This window comes from Thioalkalivibrio sp. XN279 (assembly GCF_011089885.1).
In the GTDB taxonomy this organism is placed as follows: domain Bacteria; phylum Pseudomonadota; class Gammaproteobacteria; order Steroidobacterales; family XN24; genus XN24.
In genome coordinates this window covers 1-17680 of the sequence record NZ_JAANBD010000026.1, presented here as the reverse complement: position 1 = coordinate 17680, position 17680 = coordinate 1, and the positions used below count along the sequence as shown (strand labels likewise).

At 65.5% G+C, this 17680-nt stretch carries 13 protein-coding genes and 1 tRNA gene; all 14 read right to left on the bottom strand.

Annotated features, from left to right (window positions below; all coding sequences use genetic code 11):
- Window position 1: 1 nt before the first annotated feature.
- Window positions 2–1192 carry an elongation factor Tu gene (tuf, locus tag G8346_RS06920; protein WP_166048675.1) on the bottom strand — a complete coding sequence of 397 codons (1191 nt, stop codon included), beginning with the start codon at window positions 1190–1192 and terminating at the stop codon, window positions 2–4.
- A 49-nt stretch (window positions 1193–1241) separates the two neighbouring features.
- Entirely contained in the window at window positions 1242–3335 is a 2094-nt protein-coding gene (gene fusA / locus G8346_RS06915; protein ID WP_166049592.1) for an elongation factor G, read from the bottom strand.
- A 37-nt stretch (window positions 3336–3372) separates the two neighbouring features.
- Complete coding sequence (gene rpsG / locus G8346_RS06910) at window positions 3373–3852, bottom strand: 30S ribosomal protein S7 (RefSeq protein ID WP_166049590.1); 480 nt, start codon at window positions 3850–3852, stop codon at window positions 3373–3375.
- A 36-nt stretch (window positions 3853–3888) separates the two neighbouring features.
- Complete coding sequence (gene rpsL / locus G8346_RS06905) at window positions 3889–4263, bottom strand: 30S ribosomal protein S12 (protein ID WP_166049588.1); 375 nt, start codon at window positions 4261–4263, stop codon at window positions 3889–3891.
- A 182-nt stretch (window positions 4264–4445) separates the two neighbouring features.
- Window positions 4446–8657: a DNA-directed RNA polymerase subunit beta' gene (gene rpoC / locus G8346_RS06900; protein ID WP_166049586.1), complete on the bottom strand. Its 4212-nt coding sequence runs from the start codon at window positions 8655–8657 to the stop codon at window positions 4446–4448.
- Between the two features lie 6 nt (window positions 8658–8663).
- Window positions 8664–12821, bottom strand: a complete 4158-nt coding sequence (rpoB, locus tag G8346_RS06895; protein WP_166049584.1) for a DNA-directed RNA polymerase subunit beta — start codon at window positions 12819–12821, stop codon at window positions 8664–8666.
- Window positions 12822–12985: 164 nt separating this feature from the next.
- On the bottom strand, window positions 12986–13363 hold the full coding sequence (gene rplL / locus G8346_RS06890) for a 50S ribosomal protein L7/L12 (protein ID WP_166049582.1): 378 nt from the start codon (window positions 13361–13363) through the stop codon (window positions 12986–12988).
- Window positions 13364–13416: 53 nt separating this feature from the next.
- A complete protein-coding gene (gene rplJ, locus G8346_RS06885) occupies window positions 13417–13944 on the bottom strand; it encodes a 50S ribosomal protein L10 (protein ID WP_166049580.1) in 528 nt (175 codons plus the stop codon).
- Between the two features lie 239 nt (window positions 13945–14183).
- Entirely contained in the window at window positions 14184–14879 is a 696-nt protein-coding gene (gene rplA / locus G8346_RS06880; RefSeq protein WP_166049578.1) for a 50S ribosomal protein L1, read from the bottom strand.
- 1 nt (window position 14880) lies between these two features.
- Window positions 14881–15312, bottom strand: a complete 432-nt coding sequence (gene rplK / locus G8346_RS06875) for a 50S ribosomal protein L11 (protein WP_166049576.1) — start codon at window positions 15310–15312, stop codon at window positions 14881–14883.
- Window positions 15313–15427: 115 nt separating this feature from the next.
- Entirely contained in the window at window positions 15428–15961 is a 534-nt protein-coding gene (gene nusG, locus G8346_RS06870; protein ID WP_166049573.1) for a transcription termination/antitermination protein NusG, read from the bottom strand.
- Window positions 15962–15965: 4 nt separating this feature from the next.
- Window positions 15966–16349 (bottom strand): preprotein translocase subunit SecE, encoded by a 384-nt coding sequence (secE, locus tag G8346_RS06865; protein ID WP_166049571.1) that lies wholly within the window; start codon window positions 16347–16349, stop codon window positions 15966–15968.
- A 51-nt stretch (window positions 16350–16400) separates the two neighbouring features.
- A tRNA-Trp gene (locus tag G8346_RS06860) sits at window positions 16401–16476 on the bottom strand.
- Window positions 16477–16490: 14 nt separating this feature from the next.
- On the bottom strand, window positions 16491–17680 hold a 1190-nt coding region (gene tuf, locus G8346_RS06855), incomplete at its 5' end, for an elongation factor Tu (protein WP_166049569.1).

Sequence of the window (17680 nt, the reverse complement as noted above, 5' to 3'; positions counted from 1 at the left end):
CTTATTCGTAAATCTTCGCCACGACGCCGGCGCCGACGGTGCGGCCGCCCTCGCGGATGGCGAAGCGCAAGCCTTCTTCCATCGCGATCGGCGCAATCAGCTCCACCTGCATCTGCACGTTGTCGCCAGGCATCACCATCTCCACACCCTCCGGCAGCTCGACCATCCCGGTCACGTCCGTGGTGCGGAAATAAAACTGCGGCCGGTATCCCTTGAAGAACGGCGTATGACGTCCACCCTCTTCCTTCGTCAGGATGTAAACCTCGGCCTGGAACTTGGTGTGCGGCGTGATCGAGTTCGGCTTCGCCAGCACCTGGCCACGCTCCACGTCATCACGCTTCGTGCCGCGCAGCAGCACACCCACGTTGTCACCCGCCTGGCCCTGGTCCAGCAGCTTGCGGAACATCTCCACACCCGTCACCGTCGTCTTCGTGGTGTCACGGATGCCTACAATCGACACCTCGTCACCCACCTTCACGATGCCGCGCTCAATGCGCCCCGTCACCACCGTGCCACGACCCGAAATCGAGAACACGTCCTCGATCGGCATCAGGAAGGCACCATCCACAGCACGCTCCGGCTCCGGAATGTAATCGTCCATCGCCGCCACCAGCTTCTCGATCGAGGGCACCCCGATCTCGCTCGTGTCACCGTCAAACGCCTTCAGCGCCGAACCAGTAATGATCGGCGTGTCATCGCCAGGGAACTCGTACGTGCTCAAAAGATCCCGAACCTCGAGCTCAACCAGCTCCAGAAGCTCAGCATCGTCCACCATGTCCGCCTTGTTCAGGTACACCACGATGTAAGGCACACCCACCTGCCGCGCCAGCAAAATATGCTCGCGCGTCTGCGGCATCGGACCATCCGCCGCCGACACCACCAGGATCGCGCCGTCCATCTGCGCCGCACCCGTGATCATGTTCTTGATGTAGTCCGCATGCCCAGGACAGTCCACGTGCGCGTAATGACGCGCCGCCGACTGATACTCCACGTGCGCCGTCGCAATCGTGATGCCGCGCGCCTTCTCCTCCGGCGCCTTGTCAATCTGGTCGTAAGCACTCACCTCACCACCAAACTTCTCCGCCATCACCTTCGTCAACGCCGCCGTCAAGGTCGTCTTGCCATGATCAACATGACCAATCGTCCCCACATTCACATGCGGCTTCGTACGTTCGAATTTCGCCTTGGACACAGCGTCTACCTCGTGCTTGAAAGTCTCTGTTCTTCCCGTCCGTCGCGGATCAGGAAGCCTTCTTGATGACGGCCTCGGCCACGTTGCTGGGGGCCTCGTTGTAATGACCGAACTCCATGGAGTAGGTCGCCCGGCCCTGGCTCATGGAGCGCAGGTCGGTGGCGTAGCCGAACATCTCGGCCAGCGGCACCTCGGCGCGGATGATGCGTCCCGAAGGCGCCTCTTCCATGCCCTGCACCAGGCCGCGCCGGCGGTTCAGGTCGCCCATGACGTCGCCCATGTAGTCTTCGGGGGTCACGACCTCGACCTTCATGATGGGCTCGAGCAGCACCGGCTTCGCCTTGCTGCAGCCTTCCTTGAACGCCATCGAGCCGGCGATCTTGAACGCCATTTCGCTGGAGTCGACCTCGTGGTACGAGCCGTCGAACAGCGTGACCTTGATGTCCACCACCGGGTATCCGGCCAGCACGCCGTTGCCGAGCTGCTCCTGGATGCCCTTGTCCACGGCCGGGATGTATTCCTTCGGCACCACGCCGCCGACGATCTTGTTCTCGAAAGCATAGCCGGCGCCCGGCTCCTGCGGCTCGATCGTGATCCAGACGTGGCCGAACTGGCCGCGGCCGCCGGACTGGCGCACGAAGCGGCCTTCCTGCTCGACCTTCTGGCGAATGGTCTCGCGGTAGGCCACCTGGGGCTTGCCCACGTTGGCCTCGACCTTGAACTCGCGCTTCATGCGGTCGACGATGATGTCGAGATGCAGCTCACCCATGCCGGAGATGATGGTCTGGCCGGACTCCTCGTCGGTGCGCACGCGGAAGGACGGATCCTCCTGCGCCAGCTTGGACAGCGCCAGGCCCATCTTCTCCTGGTCGCTCTTGGTCTTCGGCTCCACGGCCACCGCGATCACGGGCTCCGGGAACTCCATGCGCTCGAGCGTGATGATGTCCTTGGGATCGGACAGCGTGTCGCCCGTGGTGACGTCCTTCAGGCCCACTGCGGCGGCGATGTCGCCGGCGCGCACTTCCTTGATTTCCTTGCGCTCGTTGGCGTGCATCTGCAGGATGCGGCCGATGCGCTCCTTCTTGCCCTTGACCGGGTTGTACACCGTGTCGCCCGAGGCGAGCACACCCGAGTAGACGCGGAAGAAGGTCAGGTTGCCGACGAAGGGGTCGGTGGCGATCTTGAACGCCAGCGCGGCGAAGGGCTCGTTGTCGCCGGAGGGGCGCGTGCCTTCCTCGCCGTCCTCGAGCTCGCCGCGGATGGCCGGCACCTCGGTCGGCGACGGCATGTACTCGATGATGGCGTCCAGCATGGCCTGCACGCCCTTGTTCTTGAAGGCCGAGCCGCACAGCACCGGCACCACCTCGTTGCGCAGCGTGCGCAGGCGCAGGCCGAGCTTGATCTCCTCGTCGGAGAGCTCGAGCGTGTCGAGGTACTTGTTGGTCAGCTCTTCGCTGCCCTCGGCGGCGGCCTCGACCAGGTGGTCGCGCCATTCCTGGCACAGGTCCGCCATGTCGGCCGGGATGTCATGCAGCTCGAAGGTCGTGCCCTGGGTGCTGTCGTCCCAGATGATGGCCTTCATGCGCAGCAGGTCGACCACGCCCTTGAAATGCTCCTCGGCGCCGATCGGCAGCTGGATCGGCACGGCGGTGGCGCGCAGCCGGTCCTTCATCTGCTTCACCACGCGCAGGAAGTTCGCGCCCGGGCGGTCCATCTTGTTGACGAAGGCCATGCGCGGCACGCGGTACTTGTCGGCCTGGCGCCACACGGTCTCGGACTGGGGCTCCACGCCGCCGACCGAGCAGAACACGGCCACGGCGCCGTCGAGCACGCGCAGCGAACGCTCCACCTCGATGGTGAAGTCGACGTGGCCGGGCGTGTCGATGATGTTGATGCGATGCTCGGGGAAGCTCTGGTCCATCCCCTTCCAGAAGCAGGTGGTCGCCGCGGAGGTGATCGTGATCCCGCGCTCCTGTTCCTGCTCCATCCAGTCCATGACGGCGGCGCCGTCATGCACCTCGCCGATCTTGTGCGAGACGCCGGTGTAGAACAGGACGCGCTCCGTCGTAGTGGTCTTGCCGGCATCGATGTGGGCCATGATGCCGATATTGCGGTAGCGCTCGATAGGGGTCGTGCGGGCCACGGTAGTTACCTCGGAATTCCTTTGGGCGGACAGTCGCTTACCAGCGGTAATGCGAGAAGGCCTTGTTGGCCTCGGCCATCCGGTGCGTGTCTTCACGCTTCTTCACGGCGGCGCCGCGGCTCTCGGACGCATCCATGAGCTCGTTGGCGAGGCGCTGCGCCATGGACTTCTCGCCGCGCGCGCGGGCGGCGTCGATGACCCAGCGCATGGCCAGCGTCTGGCGACGCACGGCACGTACTTCGACCGGCACCTGGTAGGTGGCGCCGCCGACCCGGCGGGACTTCACCTCGACCATCGGCTTGACGTTCTCGAGCGCTTCCTCGAGCACCTCGACCGCCTTGTCGGCCGGCATCTTGCGCCGTTCCGAGATCTGCTCGATGGCACCGTACACGATGCGCTCGGCGACGGACTTCTTGCCGCTCTCCATGATCATGTTCATGAACTTCGACAGGGTCTCGCTGCCGTAGACCGGGTCGGGAAGGATGATGCGCTTGGGCGCTTGGGCTCGTCTGGACATGTGACTACCTGGCCGTCGTATTCAGTGAGGAGAGCATCAGGACTTGGGACGCTTGGCGCCGTACTTGGAACGGCCCTGGCGACGGTCGCCGACACCCGCGCAATCGAGCGTGCCGCGCACCGTGTGGTAGCGCACGCCCGGCAGGTCCTTGACGCGGCCGCCGCGGATCAGCACCACCGAGTGCTCCTGCAGGTTGTGGCCTTCGCCGCCGATGTAGCTGGTCACCTCGAAGCCGTTGGTGAGGCGCACGCGGGCGACCTTGCGCAGGGCCGAGTTCGGCTTCTTCGGGGTCGTGGTGTAGACGCGCGTGCACACGCCGCGCCGCTGCGGGCTGGCCTGCAGGGCGGGCACCGTCGTCTTTTCCTTCTTGGTCCGACGCGGCTTGCGGACGAGCTGATTGATCGTTGCCATAAGTTCTTATTTCCCGGTTTCACCTGACGCAGAAAAACCGAGCCGCCCAGTGGCGGCCCGCTTCCCCGGTGCAAACTATTGCAGGCCTGGTTTCAATTGGCCTGCGCTGAGCCCGAGGATTGTAGGAACCGGCCCCCGCACTGTCAAGCACGGGGGCCGCCCAGGCATAAAAAGCCCTTCGCTCAGTCGCTGTCGGTCGGCTCCGGCACCTCGACTTCGTCCGGGTTGACGCCGGCCGCGTCCATGGCCTCCGCCATGGTCATCTCGGCCGGGCTGATCTCCACCTTGCGGCGCCGCGCGGTGTGGAAGGCGAAGCCCGTACCGGCCGGGATCAGGCGACCCACGATGACGTTCTCCTTCAGGCCGCGCAGGTCGTCCCTGAGACCGCGCACGGCAGCCTCGGTCAGGACCCGGGTGGTCTCCTGGAAGGAGGCCGCGGAAATGAAGGATTCCGTCGCCAGCGACGCCTTGGTGATGCCCAGCAGCACCGGCTCGAACTGCGCCAGCTGGCCGTCCTGGGCCGCGACGCGCTCGTTCTCCTCCAGCAGGCGGGCCTTGTCGAGCTGCTCGCCCTTGAGGAACTTCGTGTCGCCCGGCTCGGTGATCTCGATCTTGCGCAACATCTGGCGAATGATCACCTCGATGTGCTTGTCGTTGATCTTCACGCCCTGCAGCCGGTAGACGTCCTGGATCTCGCGCACCAGGTAGTCGGCCAGGTGCTTGACGTTCTGCAGGCGCAGGATGTCGTGCGGGTTCATCTCGCCGTCGGAGATCACTTCGCCGCGCTGCACCACCTCGCCTTCGAACACCGACAGGTTGCGCCACTTCGGGATCAGCAGCTCGTGCTCGCCGTCCTCGTTCTCGATGATCAGGCGGCGCTTGCCCTTGGTCTCCTTGCCGAACTTCACCTTGCCGCTCTGCTCGGCCAGGATCGCCGGCTCCTTCGGCTTGCGCGCCTCGAACATGTCGGCCACGCGCGGCAGGCCGCCCGTGATGTCGCGGGTCTTGGAGGACTCCTGCGGGATGCGGGCGATGATGTCGCCCACGCCCACCTTCTGCCCGTCCTCCATGACCACGATGGCGCCCACCGACAGCGGGTAGGCGATCGGCTCCTTGGAGTCGGGGAAGTGCAGGTCCTTGCCCTTGGCGTCCACCAGCTTGGCCACCGGGCGCACGTCCTTGCCCGCCGCGCCGCGCTGCTTCGGGTCGATGGCGACGATGCTGGCCAGGCCGGTGTGCTCGTCGACGCGCGTTTCCACGGTGACGCCGTCGATGAAGTCCTGGAACTTCATGATACCGGCGGCCTCGGAGACCACGGGGTGGGTGTGCGGGTCCCAGGTGGCGATGATGCGGCCGCCCTCCACCTTGTCGCCGTCGTCCACCATGATGGCGGCGCCGTAGGGGATCTTGTAGCGCTCGCGCTCGCGGCCGTACTCGTCGATGATGCCGAGCTCGCCCGAGCGCGACACCGCCACCAGGTGGCCCTTCTCGTGCCGCACCGTCTTGATGTTGTGCAGGCGCACCGTGCCGCCGTTCTTCACCGTGACGTTGTTGCGCGCCGCAGCACGGGAAGCCGCGCCGCCGATGTGGAAGGTGCGCATGGTCAGCTGGGTGCCCGGCTCGCCGATGGACTGCGCCGCGATGACACCCACGGCCTCGCCGATGTTCACCCGGTGACCGCGCGCCAGGTCACGCCCGTAGCACTGCTTGCACACGCCGTAGCGCGTCTCGCAGGTGATCGGGGAACGGACCCAGACCTGATCCACGGACAGCTCTTCCAGCCTGCGCACCTGGTACTCGTCCAGCAGGGTGCCGGCCTCGACCGCGATCTCGTCCTTGCCCGGCACCAGCACGTCCTCGGCCACGACACGGCCCAGCACGCGCTCGCGCAGCGGCTCGACCACGTCGCCGCCCTCGACCAGCGGGGTCATGAGCAGGCCGTCGGTGGTGCCGCAGTCGATCTCGGTGACCACCAGGTCCTGCGCCACGTCCACCAGGCGACGGGTCAGGTAACCCGAGTTGGCGGTCTTCAGCGCCGTGTCGGCCAGGCCCTTGCGGGCGCCGTGGGTGGAGATGAAGTACTGCAGCACGTCCAGGCCTTCACGGAAGTTCGCCGTGATGGGCGTCTCGATGATGGAGCCGTCCGGCTTCGCCATCAGGCCGCGCATGCCGGCCAGCTGGCGGATCTGCGCCGCGGAACCGCGGGCGCCGGAGTCGGCCATCATGAACACCGAGTTGAAGGACTTCTCGCGCACGGTCTCGCCCTTGGCGTTGCTGACCTCCTGCACCGAGATCTTGTCCATCATGGCCTTGGCGATGCGGTCGTTGGTGTGCGACCAGATGTCCACCACCTTGTTGTAGCGCTCGCCGTTGGTGATGAGACCGGAAGCGTACTGCTCCTGGAAGTTCTTCACCTCGGCCTCGGCCTCGGCCAGGATCTCGTCCTTCTCCGCCGGCACCACCATGTCGTCGGCGCCGAAAGAGACGCCGGAACGGGTGGCATAGCGGAAACCGGTGTACATCAACTGGTCGGCGAAGACCACGGTCTCCTTCAGGCCGAGCTGCCGGTAGCACTCGTTGATGACGCGCGAGATCGCCTTCTTGTTCATGTCCTGGTTGATCAGCTCGAAGGGCAACCCTTCGGGCAGGATCTCGGACAGCAGGGCACGGCCCACGGTGGTCTCGATCAGCTTCAGGGTCGAGGTCTTCTCGCCGTCCTCGCCCACGATCCACTCGCGAATGCGCACCCGCACGGAGGCATGCAGGCTCACGGCGCGGTTCTCGTAGGCGCGGTGCACCTCGGCCACGTCGGCGAAGATGGCGCCCTCGCCCTTCACGTTCGCCTGCTGGCGGGTGAGGTAGTACAGGCCCAGCACCACGTCCTGCGACGGCACGATGATGGGCTCGCCATTGGCGGGCGAGAGGATGTTGTTCGAGGACATCATCAGCGCGCGGGCCTCGAGCTGGGCTTCCAGCGACAGCGGCACGTGCACCGCCATCTGGTCGCCGTCGAAGTCGGCGTTGAAGGCGGTGCAAACGAGGGGGTGCAGCTGGATGGCCTTGCCTTCCACCAGCACCGGCTCGAAGGCCTGGATGCCGAGACGGTGCAGCGTCGGCGCCCGGTTCAGCATCACCGGGTGCTCGCGGATCACTTCCTCGAGGATGTCCCAGACTTCCGGCCCTTCGCGCTCCACGGCGCGCTTGGCGGCCTTGATGGTCAGCGCCTCGCCGCGCAGCTGCAGCTTGTGGAAGATGAAGGGCTTGAACAGCTCCAGCGCCATCTTCTTCGGCAGGCCGCACTGGTGCAGTTTCAGCGTCGGGCCGACCACGATCACCGAGCGACCGGAGTAGTCCACGCGCTTGCCGAGCAGGTTCTGGCGGAAGCGGCCCTGCTTGCCCTTGATCATGTCGGCCAGCGACTTCAGCGGGCGCTTGTTGGTGCCGGTGATGGCGCGGCCGCGGCGGCCGTTGTCCAGCAGCGCGTCCACCGACTCCTGCAGCATGCGCTTCTCGTTGCGCACGATGATGTCGGGCGCGTTCAGCTCGAGCAGGCGGCGCAGGCGGTTGTTGCGGTTGATGACGCGACGGTAGAGGTCGTTCAGGTCGGAGGTCGCGAAGCGCCCGCCGTCCAGCGGCACCAGCGGGCGCAGGTCGGGCGGCAGCACCGGCAGCACAGTCATCACCATCCACTCGGGCTTGTTGCCCGACTCGATGAAGGACTCGAGCAGCTTGAGGCGCTTCGACAGGCGCTTGATCTTGGTCTCGGAGTTGGTGCCCGACATTTCGTCACGCACCTTCACCACCTCGGACTGCAGGTCCATGGTGCGCAGCATCTGGTGGATGGCCTCGGCGCCCATGCGGGCGTCGAAGTCGTCACCGTACTCCTCGATGGCCTCGAGGTACTGCTCGTCGGTCATCAGCTGGCCGCGCTCCAGCGGCGTCAGGCCCGGCTCGACCACGACGAAGGCCTCGAAATAGAGCACGCGCTCGATCTCGCGCAGCGTCATGTCCAGCATCAGGCCGATGCGCGAGGGCAGCGACTTGAGGAACCAGATGTGCGCCACCGGGCTGGCCAGCTCGATGTGGCCCATGCGCTCGCGGCGCACCTTCGCCTGGGTGACCTCGACGCCGCACTTCTCGCACACCACGCCGCGGTGCTTGAGCCGCTTGTACTTGCCGCACAGGCACTCGTAGTCCTTGATGGGCCCGAAAATCTTGGCGCAGAACAGCCCGTCCCGCTCCGGCTTGAAGGTGCGGTAGTTGATGGTCTCCGGCTTCTTGACCTCGCCGTAGGACCAGGAACGGATCATGTCGGGCGAGGCCAGGCCGATGCGGATGGCATCGAAGTCCTCGACCGGCACGTTCTGCTTGAAGAGCTTGAGAAGATCCTTCATCAGTATTTACTCCTGCTCCAGCTCGATGTTGATCGCCAGCGAGCGGATCTCCTTCACCAGCACGTTGAACGACTCGGGCATGCCCGCCACCATCTGGTGGGTGCCGTCGACGATGTTCTTGTACATCCGCGTGCGGCCCTGGACGTCGTCCGACTTGACGGTGAGCATTTCCTGCAGCGTGTAGGAAGCGCCGTAGGCCTCGAGCGCCCACACCTCCATCTCGCCGAAGCGCTGGCCGCCGAACTGGGCCTTGCCGCCCAGCGGCTGCTGGGTGACCAGGCTGTAGGGGCCGGTGGAACGTGCATGCATCTTGTCGTCGACCAGGTGGTTCAGCTTCAGCATGTACATGTAGCCGACGGTGACCGGGCGGTCGAAAGCTTCGCCCGTACGGCCGTCGATGAGCGTCGTCTGGCCCGACTCCGGCAGCCCGGCGAGTCGCAGCAGGCCCTTGATCTCGTCCTCGGCCGCGCCGTCGAACACCGGCGTCGCCATCGGCACGCCGCCGCGCAGGTTGCCGGAAAGCTCCAGCACCTCGTCGTCGGTGAGCGAATCGATCTGCTCGCCCTTGCCGCCGCTCTTGTTGTAGACCTCGTCGAGGAAGCTGCGCAGCTCCTTGACGTTGCCCTGGTCGTCGAGCATGCGCCCGATCTTCAGGCCCAGGCCCCGCGCCGCCCAGCCGAGATGCGTCTCGAGCACCTGGCCGACGTTCATGCGCGAGGGCACGCCCAGGGGGTTGAGCACGATGTCGACCGGGGTGCCGTCCTCGAGGTGCGGCATGTCTTCCAGCGGCACGATGGTGGAGATGACGCCCTTGTTACCGTGGCGCCCCGCCATCTTGTCGCCCGGCTGCACGCGACGCTTCACGGCCAGGTAGACCTTGACCATCTTCAGCACGCCCGGGGCAAGGTCGTCGCCCTGGGTGATCTTGCCGCGCTTCTCTTCGAGACGCTTGTCGAACTCCTGGCGCTGCTCGCCCAGGCGCTCCTTCATGCGCTCCAGCTGGGTCGCGGCGTCTTCGTTCTTGGGCCGGATCTCGAACCACTTGTCACGCGCCAGCTCGGCCAGGTAGGCCTTGGTGATGGTGCTGTCGGCCTTGAGCTTGTTCGGGCCGCCCGCGGCTTTCTTGCCCACCAGCATCTTCTCGACGCGGTCGTAGATGTCGTCCTCGAGGATGCGCAGCGTGTCGTCCAGGTCCTTGCGCACCCGTTCGATCTCCTGCCGCTCGATGGACAGGGCACGGGAGTCCTTCTCCACGCCGTCGCGGGTGAACACGCGCACGTCGATGACGGTGCCGTCCATGCCGGGCGGGACGCGCAGCGACGTGTCCTTCACGTCGGAGGCCTTCTCGCCGAAGATCGCCCGAAGCAGCTTCTCCTCCGGGGTCAGCTGGGTCTCGCCCTTGGGCGTGACCTTGCCGACCAGGATGTCACCCGCGCACACCTCGGCGCCGATGTAGGCGATGCCCGCCTCGTCGAGGTTGCCCAGCGCCGACTCGCCCACGTTCGGGATGTCGGCGGTGATCTCCTCCGGCCCGAGCTTGGTGTCACGGGCGACGCAGGTCAGTTCCTCGATGTGGATGGTGGTGAAACGGTCTTCCTGCACCACCCGCTCGGAGATGAGGATGGAATCCTCGAAGTTGTAGCCGTGCCAGGGCATGAAAGCCACCAGCAGGTTCTGGCCCAGCGCCAGCTCGCCCATGTTGGTCGACGGGCCGTCGGCCAGCACGTCGCCGGCCTCGATGACGTCGCCTTCCTTCACCAGCGGACGCTGGTTGATGCAGGTGTTCTGGTTCGAACGCTGGTACTTGGTCAGGTTGTAGATGTCCACACCGGCCTCGTCGGCGGTGGTCTCATGGTCGTGCACGCGCACCACGATGCGCGAGGCGTCCACGGAGTCCACCACGCCGCCGCGGCGCGCCACCTCGGTCACGCCCGAGTCCTTGGCCACGGCGCGCTCCATGCCCGTGCCCACCAGCGGCGTGTCGGCGCGCAGCGTCGGCACCGCCTGGCGCTGCATGTTCGAACCCATCAGGGCGCGGTTGGCGTCGTCGTGCTCGAGGAAGGGGATCAGCGAGGCCGCCACGGAGACGATCTGCTTCGGCGACACGTCCATGTACTGGATGCGGTCGGGCGTCTCCATGCTGAACTCGTTGCGATGGCGGCAGGACACCAGGTCGCTGGTGAACTCGCCCTTCGGCCCCAGTTCGGCATTGGCCTGGGCGATGACGTACTGGCTCTCCTCGATGGCGGAGAGGTAGTCGATCTGCGTCGTGACCTTGCCGTTGTCGACCTTGCGGTACGGCGTCTCGAGGAAGCCGTACTCGTTGGTGCGGGCATACACCGAGAGCGAGTTGATGAGACCGATGTTCGGGCCTTCCGGGGTCTCGATCGGGCACACGCGGCCGTAATGGGTCGGGTGCACGTCGCGCACCTCGAAGCCGGCGCGCTCGCGCGTCAGGCCGCCAGGCCCCAGGGCCGAGACGCGGCGCTTGTGCGTCACCTCGGACAGCGGGTTGTTCTGGTCCATGAACTGCGACAGCTGCGAGGAGCCGAAGAACTCCTTCACCGCCGCGGCCACCGGCTTGGCGTTGATCATTTCCTGCGGCATCAGCCCCTCGGACTCGGCCAGCGTCAGGCGCTCCTTGACGGCGCGCTCGACGCGCACCAGGCCGATGCGGAAGGCGTTCTCGGCCATTTCGCCGACGCTGCGCACGCGCCGGTTGCCGAGGTGGTCGATGTCGTCCACGGTGCCGCTGCCGTTGCGGATGTCGCACAGGGTGCGCAGCACGGCGATGATGTCCGAGGTGGCGGCCGGGTCGTCCTTGCCGAACTCGGCAAACAGCTTCTTCGACTCCTCGTCCTTGCGGGTGGAGAAGTAGTGGCCGTCATACAGGATGCCCGGGCCCGTGGTGCTGTCGCGATCCACGCGGCGGTTGAACTTCATGCGGCCGACGCCCGACAGGTCGTAGCGCTCGGCGTTGAAGAACAGGTTGTGGAACAGGTTCTCGGCGGCCTCGCGAGTCGGCGGCTCGCCCGGGCGCATCATGCGGTAGATCTCGACCAGCGCCTCCAGCGGCGTGCTGGTGGGATCGATGCGCAGGGTCTGCGACAGGTACGGACCGCGATCCAGGTCGTTGACCCACAGGGTGCGGATCGACTTGATGCCGGACTTCACCAGCTTGCCGATGCTGTCGATGGTGAGCTCGTCGTTGGCCTTGGCCAGCAGCTCGCCCGACTTCTCGTCTACGACATCGTGCGCGAGGACCTTGCCCTCGAGGTAATCGACCGGCACCGGCAGCGTGTCCACGCCGGCCGCGGCCAGCTTGCGCACATGCAGCGCCGTGATGCGCTTGCCCTCGGCCACGACCAGCTCGTCGCCGATCATGATGTCGAAGCTGGCGGTCTCGCCCTTGAGGCGCTCCGGGATCAGCTTGAGCTCGATCTGCTCGCCGAGCAGGAACTCGTTGGTCTCGAAGAACAGCGCCAGCATCTCCTCCTCGGTGTAGCCGAGGGCGCGCAGCAGGATGGTCACCGGCAGCTTGCGCCGACGGTCGATGCGCGCGAACAGGCAGTCCTTGGGGTCGAACTCGAAGTCCAGCCAGGAGCCGCGGTAGGGGATGACGCGCGCGGAGAACAGCAGCTTGCCCGAGCTGTGGGTCTTGCCGCGGTCGTGATCGAAGAACACGCCGGGCGAGCGGTGCAGCTGCGACACGATGACGCGCTCGGTGCCGTTCACCACGAAGGTGCCGTTGTCGGTCATCAGCGGCAGCTCGCCGAGATAGACCTCCTGCTCGCGGATGTCCTTGACCGGCTTCGGCGTTCCCGAGGCCTCCTTGTCGTAAATGACCAGGCGGACCTTCACGCGCAGGGGCGCAGAGTAGGTCAGGCCGCGGACCTGGCATTCCTTGACGTCAAAGGGCGGATCGCCGAGGCGATAGCTGACGTACTCCAGGGCGGCGTTGCCCGAGTAACTGACGATCGGGAACACGCTCTTGAAGGCGGCATGCAGGCCGACCTCTTCGCGACTGGATACCGGCAGATCCGTTTGCAGGAACTTCCGGTAGGAGTCGACCTGGATGGAAAGCAGGTAGGGCACCTCAAGAATCGTCGGACGCTTGCCGAAGTCCTTGCGGATACGCTTCTTCTCGGTAAAGGAATACGCCATCGGGCTCACCTTCGAGTGCGGCTCGTTATCAGATACGGCCCTGCCGGGAGGGCCAGGCGCCCGGACCCCATGGTCCGGGCGAAACCGGCAGAAACGGGAACAGGCCGGTGGCTCATGCCACCAGCCTGCCCGAAGGCACAGGCTTCAACCCGTGCACGCAGATCTTACTTGACCTCGACGCTGGCGCCGGCCTCTTCGAGCTGCTTCTTGATGCCGTCGGCCTCGTCCTTCGAGACGCCTTCCTTCACGGTGGCGGGCACGCCCTCCACCATGTCCTTGGCTTCCTTCAGTCCCAGGCCGGTGATGGTGCGGATCGCCTTGATGACGCCGACCTTGTTGGCGCCGAAGCTGGTCATGACCACGTCGAACTCGGTCTTCTCTTCGGCGGCAGCGGCCTCGGCAGCGGGGCCGGCAGCGGCAACGGCGACCGGCGCCGCGGCGGACACGCCCCACTTCTCCTCGAGTTCGGACACCAGCTGGGTGACCTCGAGGACGCTCATGTTGCTCAGTACTTCAATGATTTCTTCACGCGAAACAGCCATTGTCTGTGCTCCGATAAAACGGTGTTACCCGGTGTGGAAAAGAAAAGCCCGCCTCAGGCCGCCTCGAGCTGGTCGCGCCGCGCAGCGAGCAGCCGCGCGAGCTGCGCGGCGGGCTCGTTGAGGGTGCGCACCAGCTGCGAAGCAGGCGCCTGGAACACGCCGAGCAGCATTGCCCGGGCCTGGTCCAGCGTCGGCAGGCTGGCGAGCCGCTCGAGATCGGTGGCGGGATATACCTGCCCGCCGATCGCGACAATACGGGTCACCAACTTGTCGTTGTCTTTCGCGAAGGCCTTGACCACCCGCGCGGCGGAACCGGGATCCTCAACCGAGAATGCCAGCACCAGCGGCCCCTTCAGCCCGTCCTTCATGCATTCGAAGTCCGTGCCTTCCAGGGCCAACCGCGCCAGGGTGTTCTTGACCACGCGCAGGTAGACGCCCTTTTCACGGGCCTCCTTCCTGAGCGCGGTCATCTGGCCGACGGTGAGGCCGCGATACTCAGCCGCCACGGCTGAATGTGCGGATTCCGCCACCGTCTTCACTTCGGCGACAAGTGCCTTCTTGTCTTCTAGCCTCAGTGCCATTTTCTACTCCTGGCCGAAAGTCCTTGATCAAGGAAGCGCATCCGTTCGCTTCCCACCTTGACGGTGACCTTCACCAGGTATGCCTGACTCGGGTAACACCGTCTGCGCAGGCCTTGCATTAAGGCCGAGGCCGCCTGCGGTCTCTGACGACGGCCGGCTGTCACGCCGGCTCCATGCGCACTCCATTGCCGCGAGACGTCGCGCCGGCCGCAGCCGCCGCGCCGCTCGCCCTTTCTTCCCTAGTAACTGAGCGAAGCCTGGTCGACCGCGATACCCGGACCCATGGTCGAGGACACGGTGACCTTCTTCATGTAAATACCCTTGGACGACGCCGGCTTGGCCTTGGCCAAGTCCGCGAGCAGCGCGCCGAGGTTCTCCTTCAGCGCGGCCGGCTCGAAGTCCGCCTTGCCGATGGCGCAGTGAATGATGCCGGCCTTGTCCGTGCGGTAACGCACCTGGCCGGCCTTGGCGTTCTTCACCGCCGTGGCCACGTCCGGCGTCACCGTGCCGACCTTGGGGTTCGGCATCAGGCCGCGCGGGCCGAGGATCTGGCCCAGCTGCCCGACCACGCGCATGGCGTCGGGCGACGCGATGACCACGTCGAACTCGAGGAAGCCGCCCTTCACCTTCTGCGCCAGGTCCTCGAAGCCGACGATGTCGGCGCCGGCGGCGGTCGCCTTTTCGGCGTTGTCGCCCTGGGCGAACACGGCCACGCGCACGTCCTTGCCGGTGCCGTGCGGCAGCACCGTGGAGCCGCGCACCACCTGGTCCGACTTGCGCGGATCGACGCCGAGGTTGACGGCGACCTCGATGGACTCGCGGAACTTGGCCGTGGCCAGCTCACGCGCCAGATCGAGCGCCTCGTCGATGGTGTAAAAGCGGCCGGGCTGCACCTTCTCGGCGAATACTTTCTTACGCTTGGTCATGCGCGCCATGTCAGAGGCCCTCCACGTTCAGGCCCATGCTGCGGGCGCTGCCGGCAATGATCCGTACCGCGGCGTCGAGGTCGGCCGCGTTCAGGTCGGGCATCTTGATCTTCGCGATGTCCTCGAGCTGGGCGCGGGTGACGGTGCCGACTTTCTTGGTGTTCGGCTCGCCACTGCCCTTCTTGAGCCCCAGCGCCTTCATCAGCAGCACCGCTGCGGGCGGCGTCTTGGTGACGAAGGTGAAGCTGCGGTCGCTGTAGACCGTGATCACGACGGGGGTCGGCAGGCCCTGCTCGATGCCCTGGGTGTGGGCGTTGAAGGCCTTGCAGAACTCCATGATGTTCACGCCGTGCTGGCCCAGCGCGGGGCCCACGGGAGGACTCGGGTTCGCCTGGCCTGCAGGAATCTGCAGCTTGATGTATCCGGTGACTTTCTTTGCCATGACTCGCTATACCTTGTGTGTGGGTCCGAACGCCTTGCGGCTCCCCTGTGGCTTTCCTGCCCGGCGCACGCGATAGTCGTGCACCACACGCCCCGTTCCTCGGGGCGTGTTTCGCTCAGGCCTTCTCGACCTGGCTGAAATCCAGCTCGACCGGGGTCGCCCGGCCGAGGATCTGCACGGCGACGCGCAGCTTGCTCTTGTCGTAGTTGACCTCTTCCACGACCCCGTTGAAGTCGTTGAAGGGCCCGTCGGTGACGCGCACCACTTCGCCCGGCTCGAACAGGACCTTCGGCCGCGGCTTCTCGGCGCCTTCCTGCACCCGCTGCAGGATGGCCTCGGCCTCGCGATCGCTGATCGGCGCCGGCCGGTCACTGGAACCGCCGATGAAGCCCAGCACCTTCGGCACTTCCTTCACCAGGTGCCAGGTCTCGTCGTCGAGCTCCATCTGCACCAGCACGTAGCCCGGGAAGAACTTGCGCTCGCTCTTGCGCTTGTGGCCCTCGCGGATCTCCACCACTTCCTCGGTCGGGACCAGGATCTGGCCGAACTTGTGCTCCAGGCCATAGCGCTTGATGCGCTCCAGGAGCGACTCCTTCACCTTGTGCTCGAAGTTCGAATAGGCGTGCACGACGTACCAGCGCAGGGCCACGACCTCAGCCTCCCTGCCCGGTCAGCAGGCGCGTCGCCCACATCAGGAACATGTCGAGCAGCCAGAAAAAGATGCCCATGATGATGACGAAGAAGATGATCACCAGGGTGGTCTGCACGGTCTCCTGGCGGTTGGGCCAGACGACCTTGCGCAGCTCGATCCGCGAGCCCTGGATGAAGCGCCACAGTTCGCGCCCCACGTCGCTGGTCATGAACACCGCGATGGCCACGGCCAGCGAGAACACCACCCCGGCCACGCGCAGCACGGTCGGGGCCGTCTCGTAGATGTAATAGCCGGCCACCCCGGCCACCAGGATCGCGATGGCGAGGAATATTTTCACCTTGTCCAGCGGGCTGGAAAGGCTGCTTGTGTCGGACTTTGCGTTCATTTGCCGCCGTCTAGACGCGTCGGCGCCCGGGTGGGCGCCTGCGTGTGATCCTGGCAGGGCAGGAGGGAATCGAACCCCCAACCTGCGGTTTTGGAGACCGCCGCTCTGCCAATTGAGCTACTGCCCTGCGCTAATCGAACCTTATTCGTAAATCTTCGCCACGACGCCGGCGCCGACGGTGCGGCCGCCCTCGCGGATGGCGAAGCGCAAGCCTTCTTCCATCGCGATCGGCGCAATCAGCTCCACCTGCATCTGCACGTTGTCGCCAGGCATCACCATCTCCACACCCTCCGGCAGCTCGACCATCCCGGTCACGTCCGTGGTGCGGAAATAAAACTGCGGCCGGTATCCCTTGAAGAACGGCGTATGACGTCCACCCTCTTCCTTCGTCAGGATGTAAACCTCGGCCTGGAACTTGGTGTGCGGCGTGATCGAGTTCGGCTTCGCCAGCACCTGGCCACGCTCCACGTCATCACGCTTCGTGCCGCGCAGCAGCACACCCACGTTGTCACCCGCCTGGCCCTGGTCCAGCAGCTTGCGGAACATCTCCACACCCGTCACCGTCGTCTTCGTGGTGTCACGGATGCCTACAATCGACACCTCGTCACCCACCTTCACGATGCCGCGCTCAATGCGCCCCGTCACCACCGTGCCACGACCCGAAATCGAGAACACGTCCTCGATCGGCATCAGGAAGGCACCATCCACAGCACGCTCCGGCTCCGGAATGTAATCGTCCATCGCCGCCACCAGCTTCTCGATCGAGGGCACCCCGATCTCGCTCGTGTCACCGTCAAACGCCTTCAGCGCCGAACCAGTAATGATCGGCGTGTCATCGCCAGGGAACTCGTACGTGCTCAAAAGATCCCGAACCTCGAGCTCAACCAGCTCCAGAAGCTCAGCATCGTCCACCATGTCCGCCTTGTTCAGGTACACCACGATGTAAGGCACACCCACCTGCCGCGCCAGCAAAATATGCTCGCGCGTCTGCGGCATCGGACCATCCGCCGCCGACACCACCAGGATCGCGCCGTCCATCTGCGCCGCACCCGTGATCATGTTCTTGATGTAGTCCGCATGCCCAGGACAGTCCACGTGCGCGTAATGACGCGCCGCCGACTGATACTCCACGTGCGCCGTCGCAATCGTGATGCCGCGCGCCTTCTCCTCCGGCGCCTTGTCAATCTGGTCGTAAGCACTCACCTCACCACCAAACTTCTCCGCCATCACCTTCGTCAACGCCGCCGTCAAGGTCGTCTTGCCATGATCAACATGACCAATCGTCCCCACATTCACATGCGGCTTCGTACGTTCGAATTTCGCCTTGGACA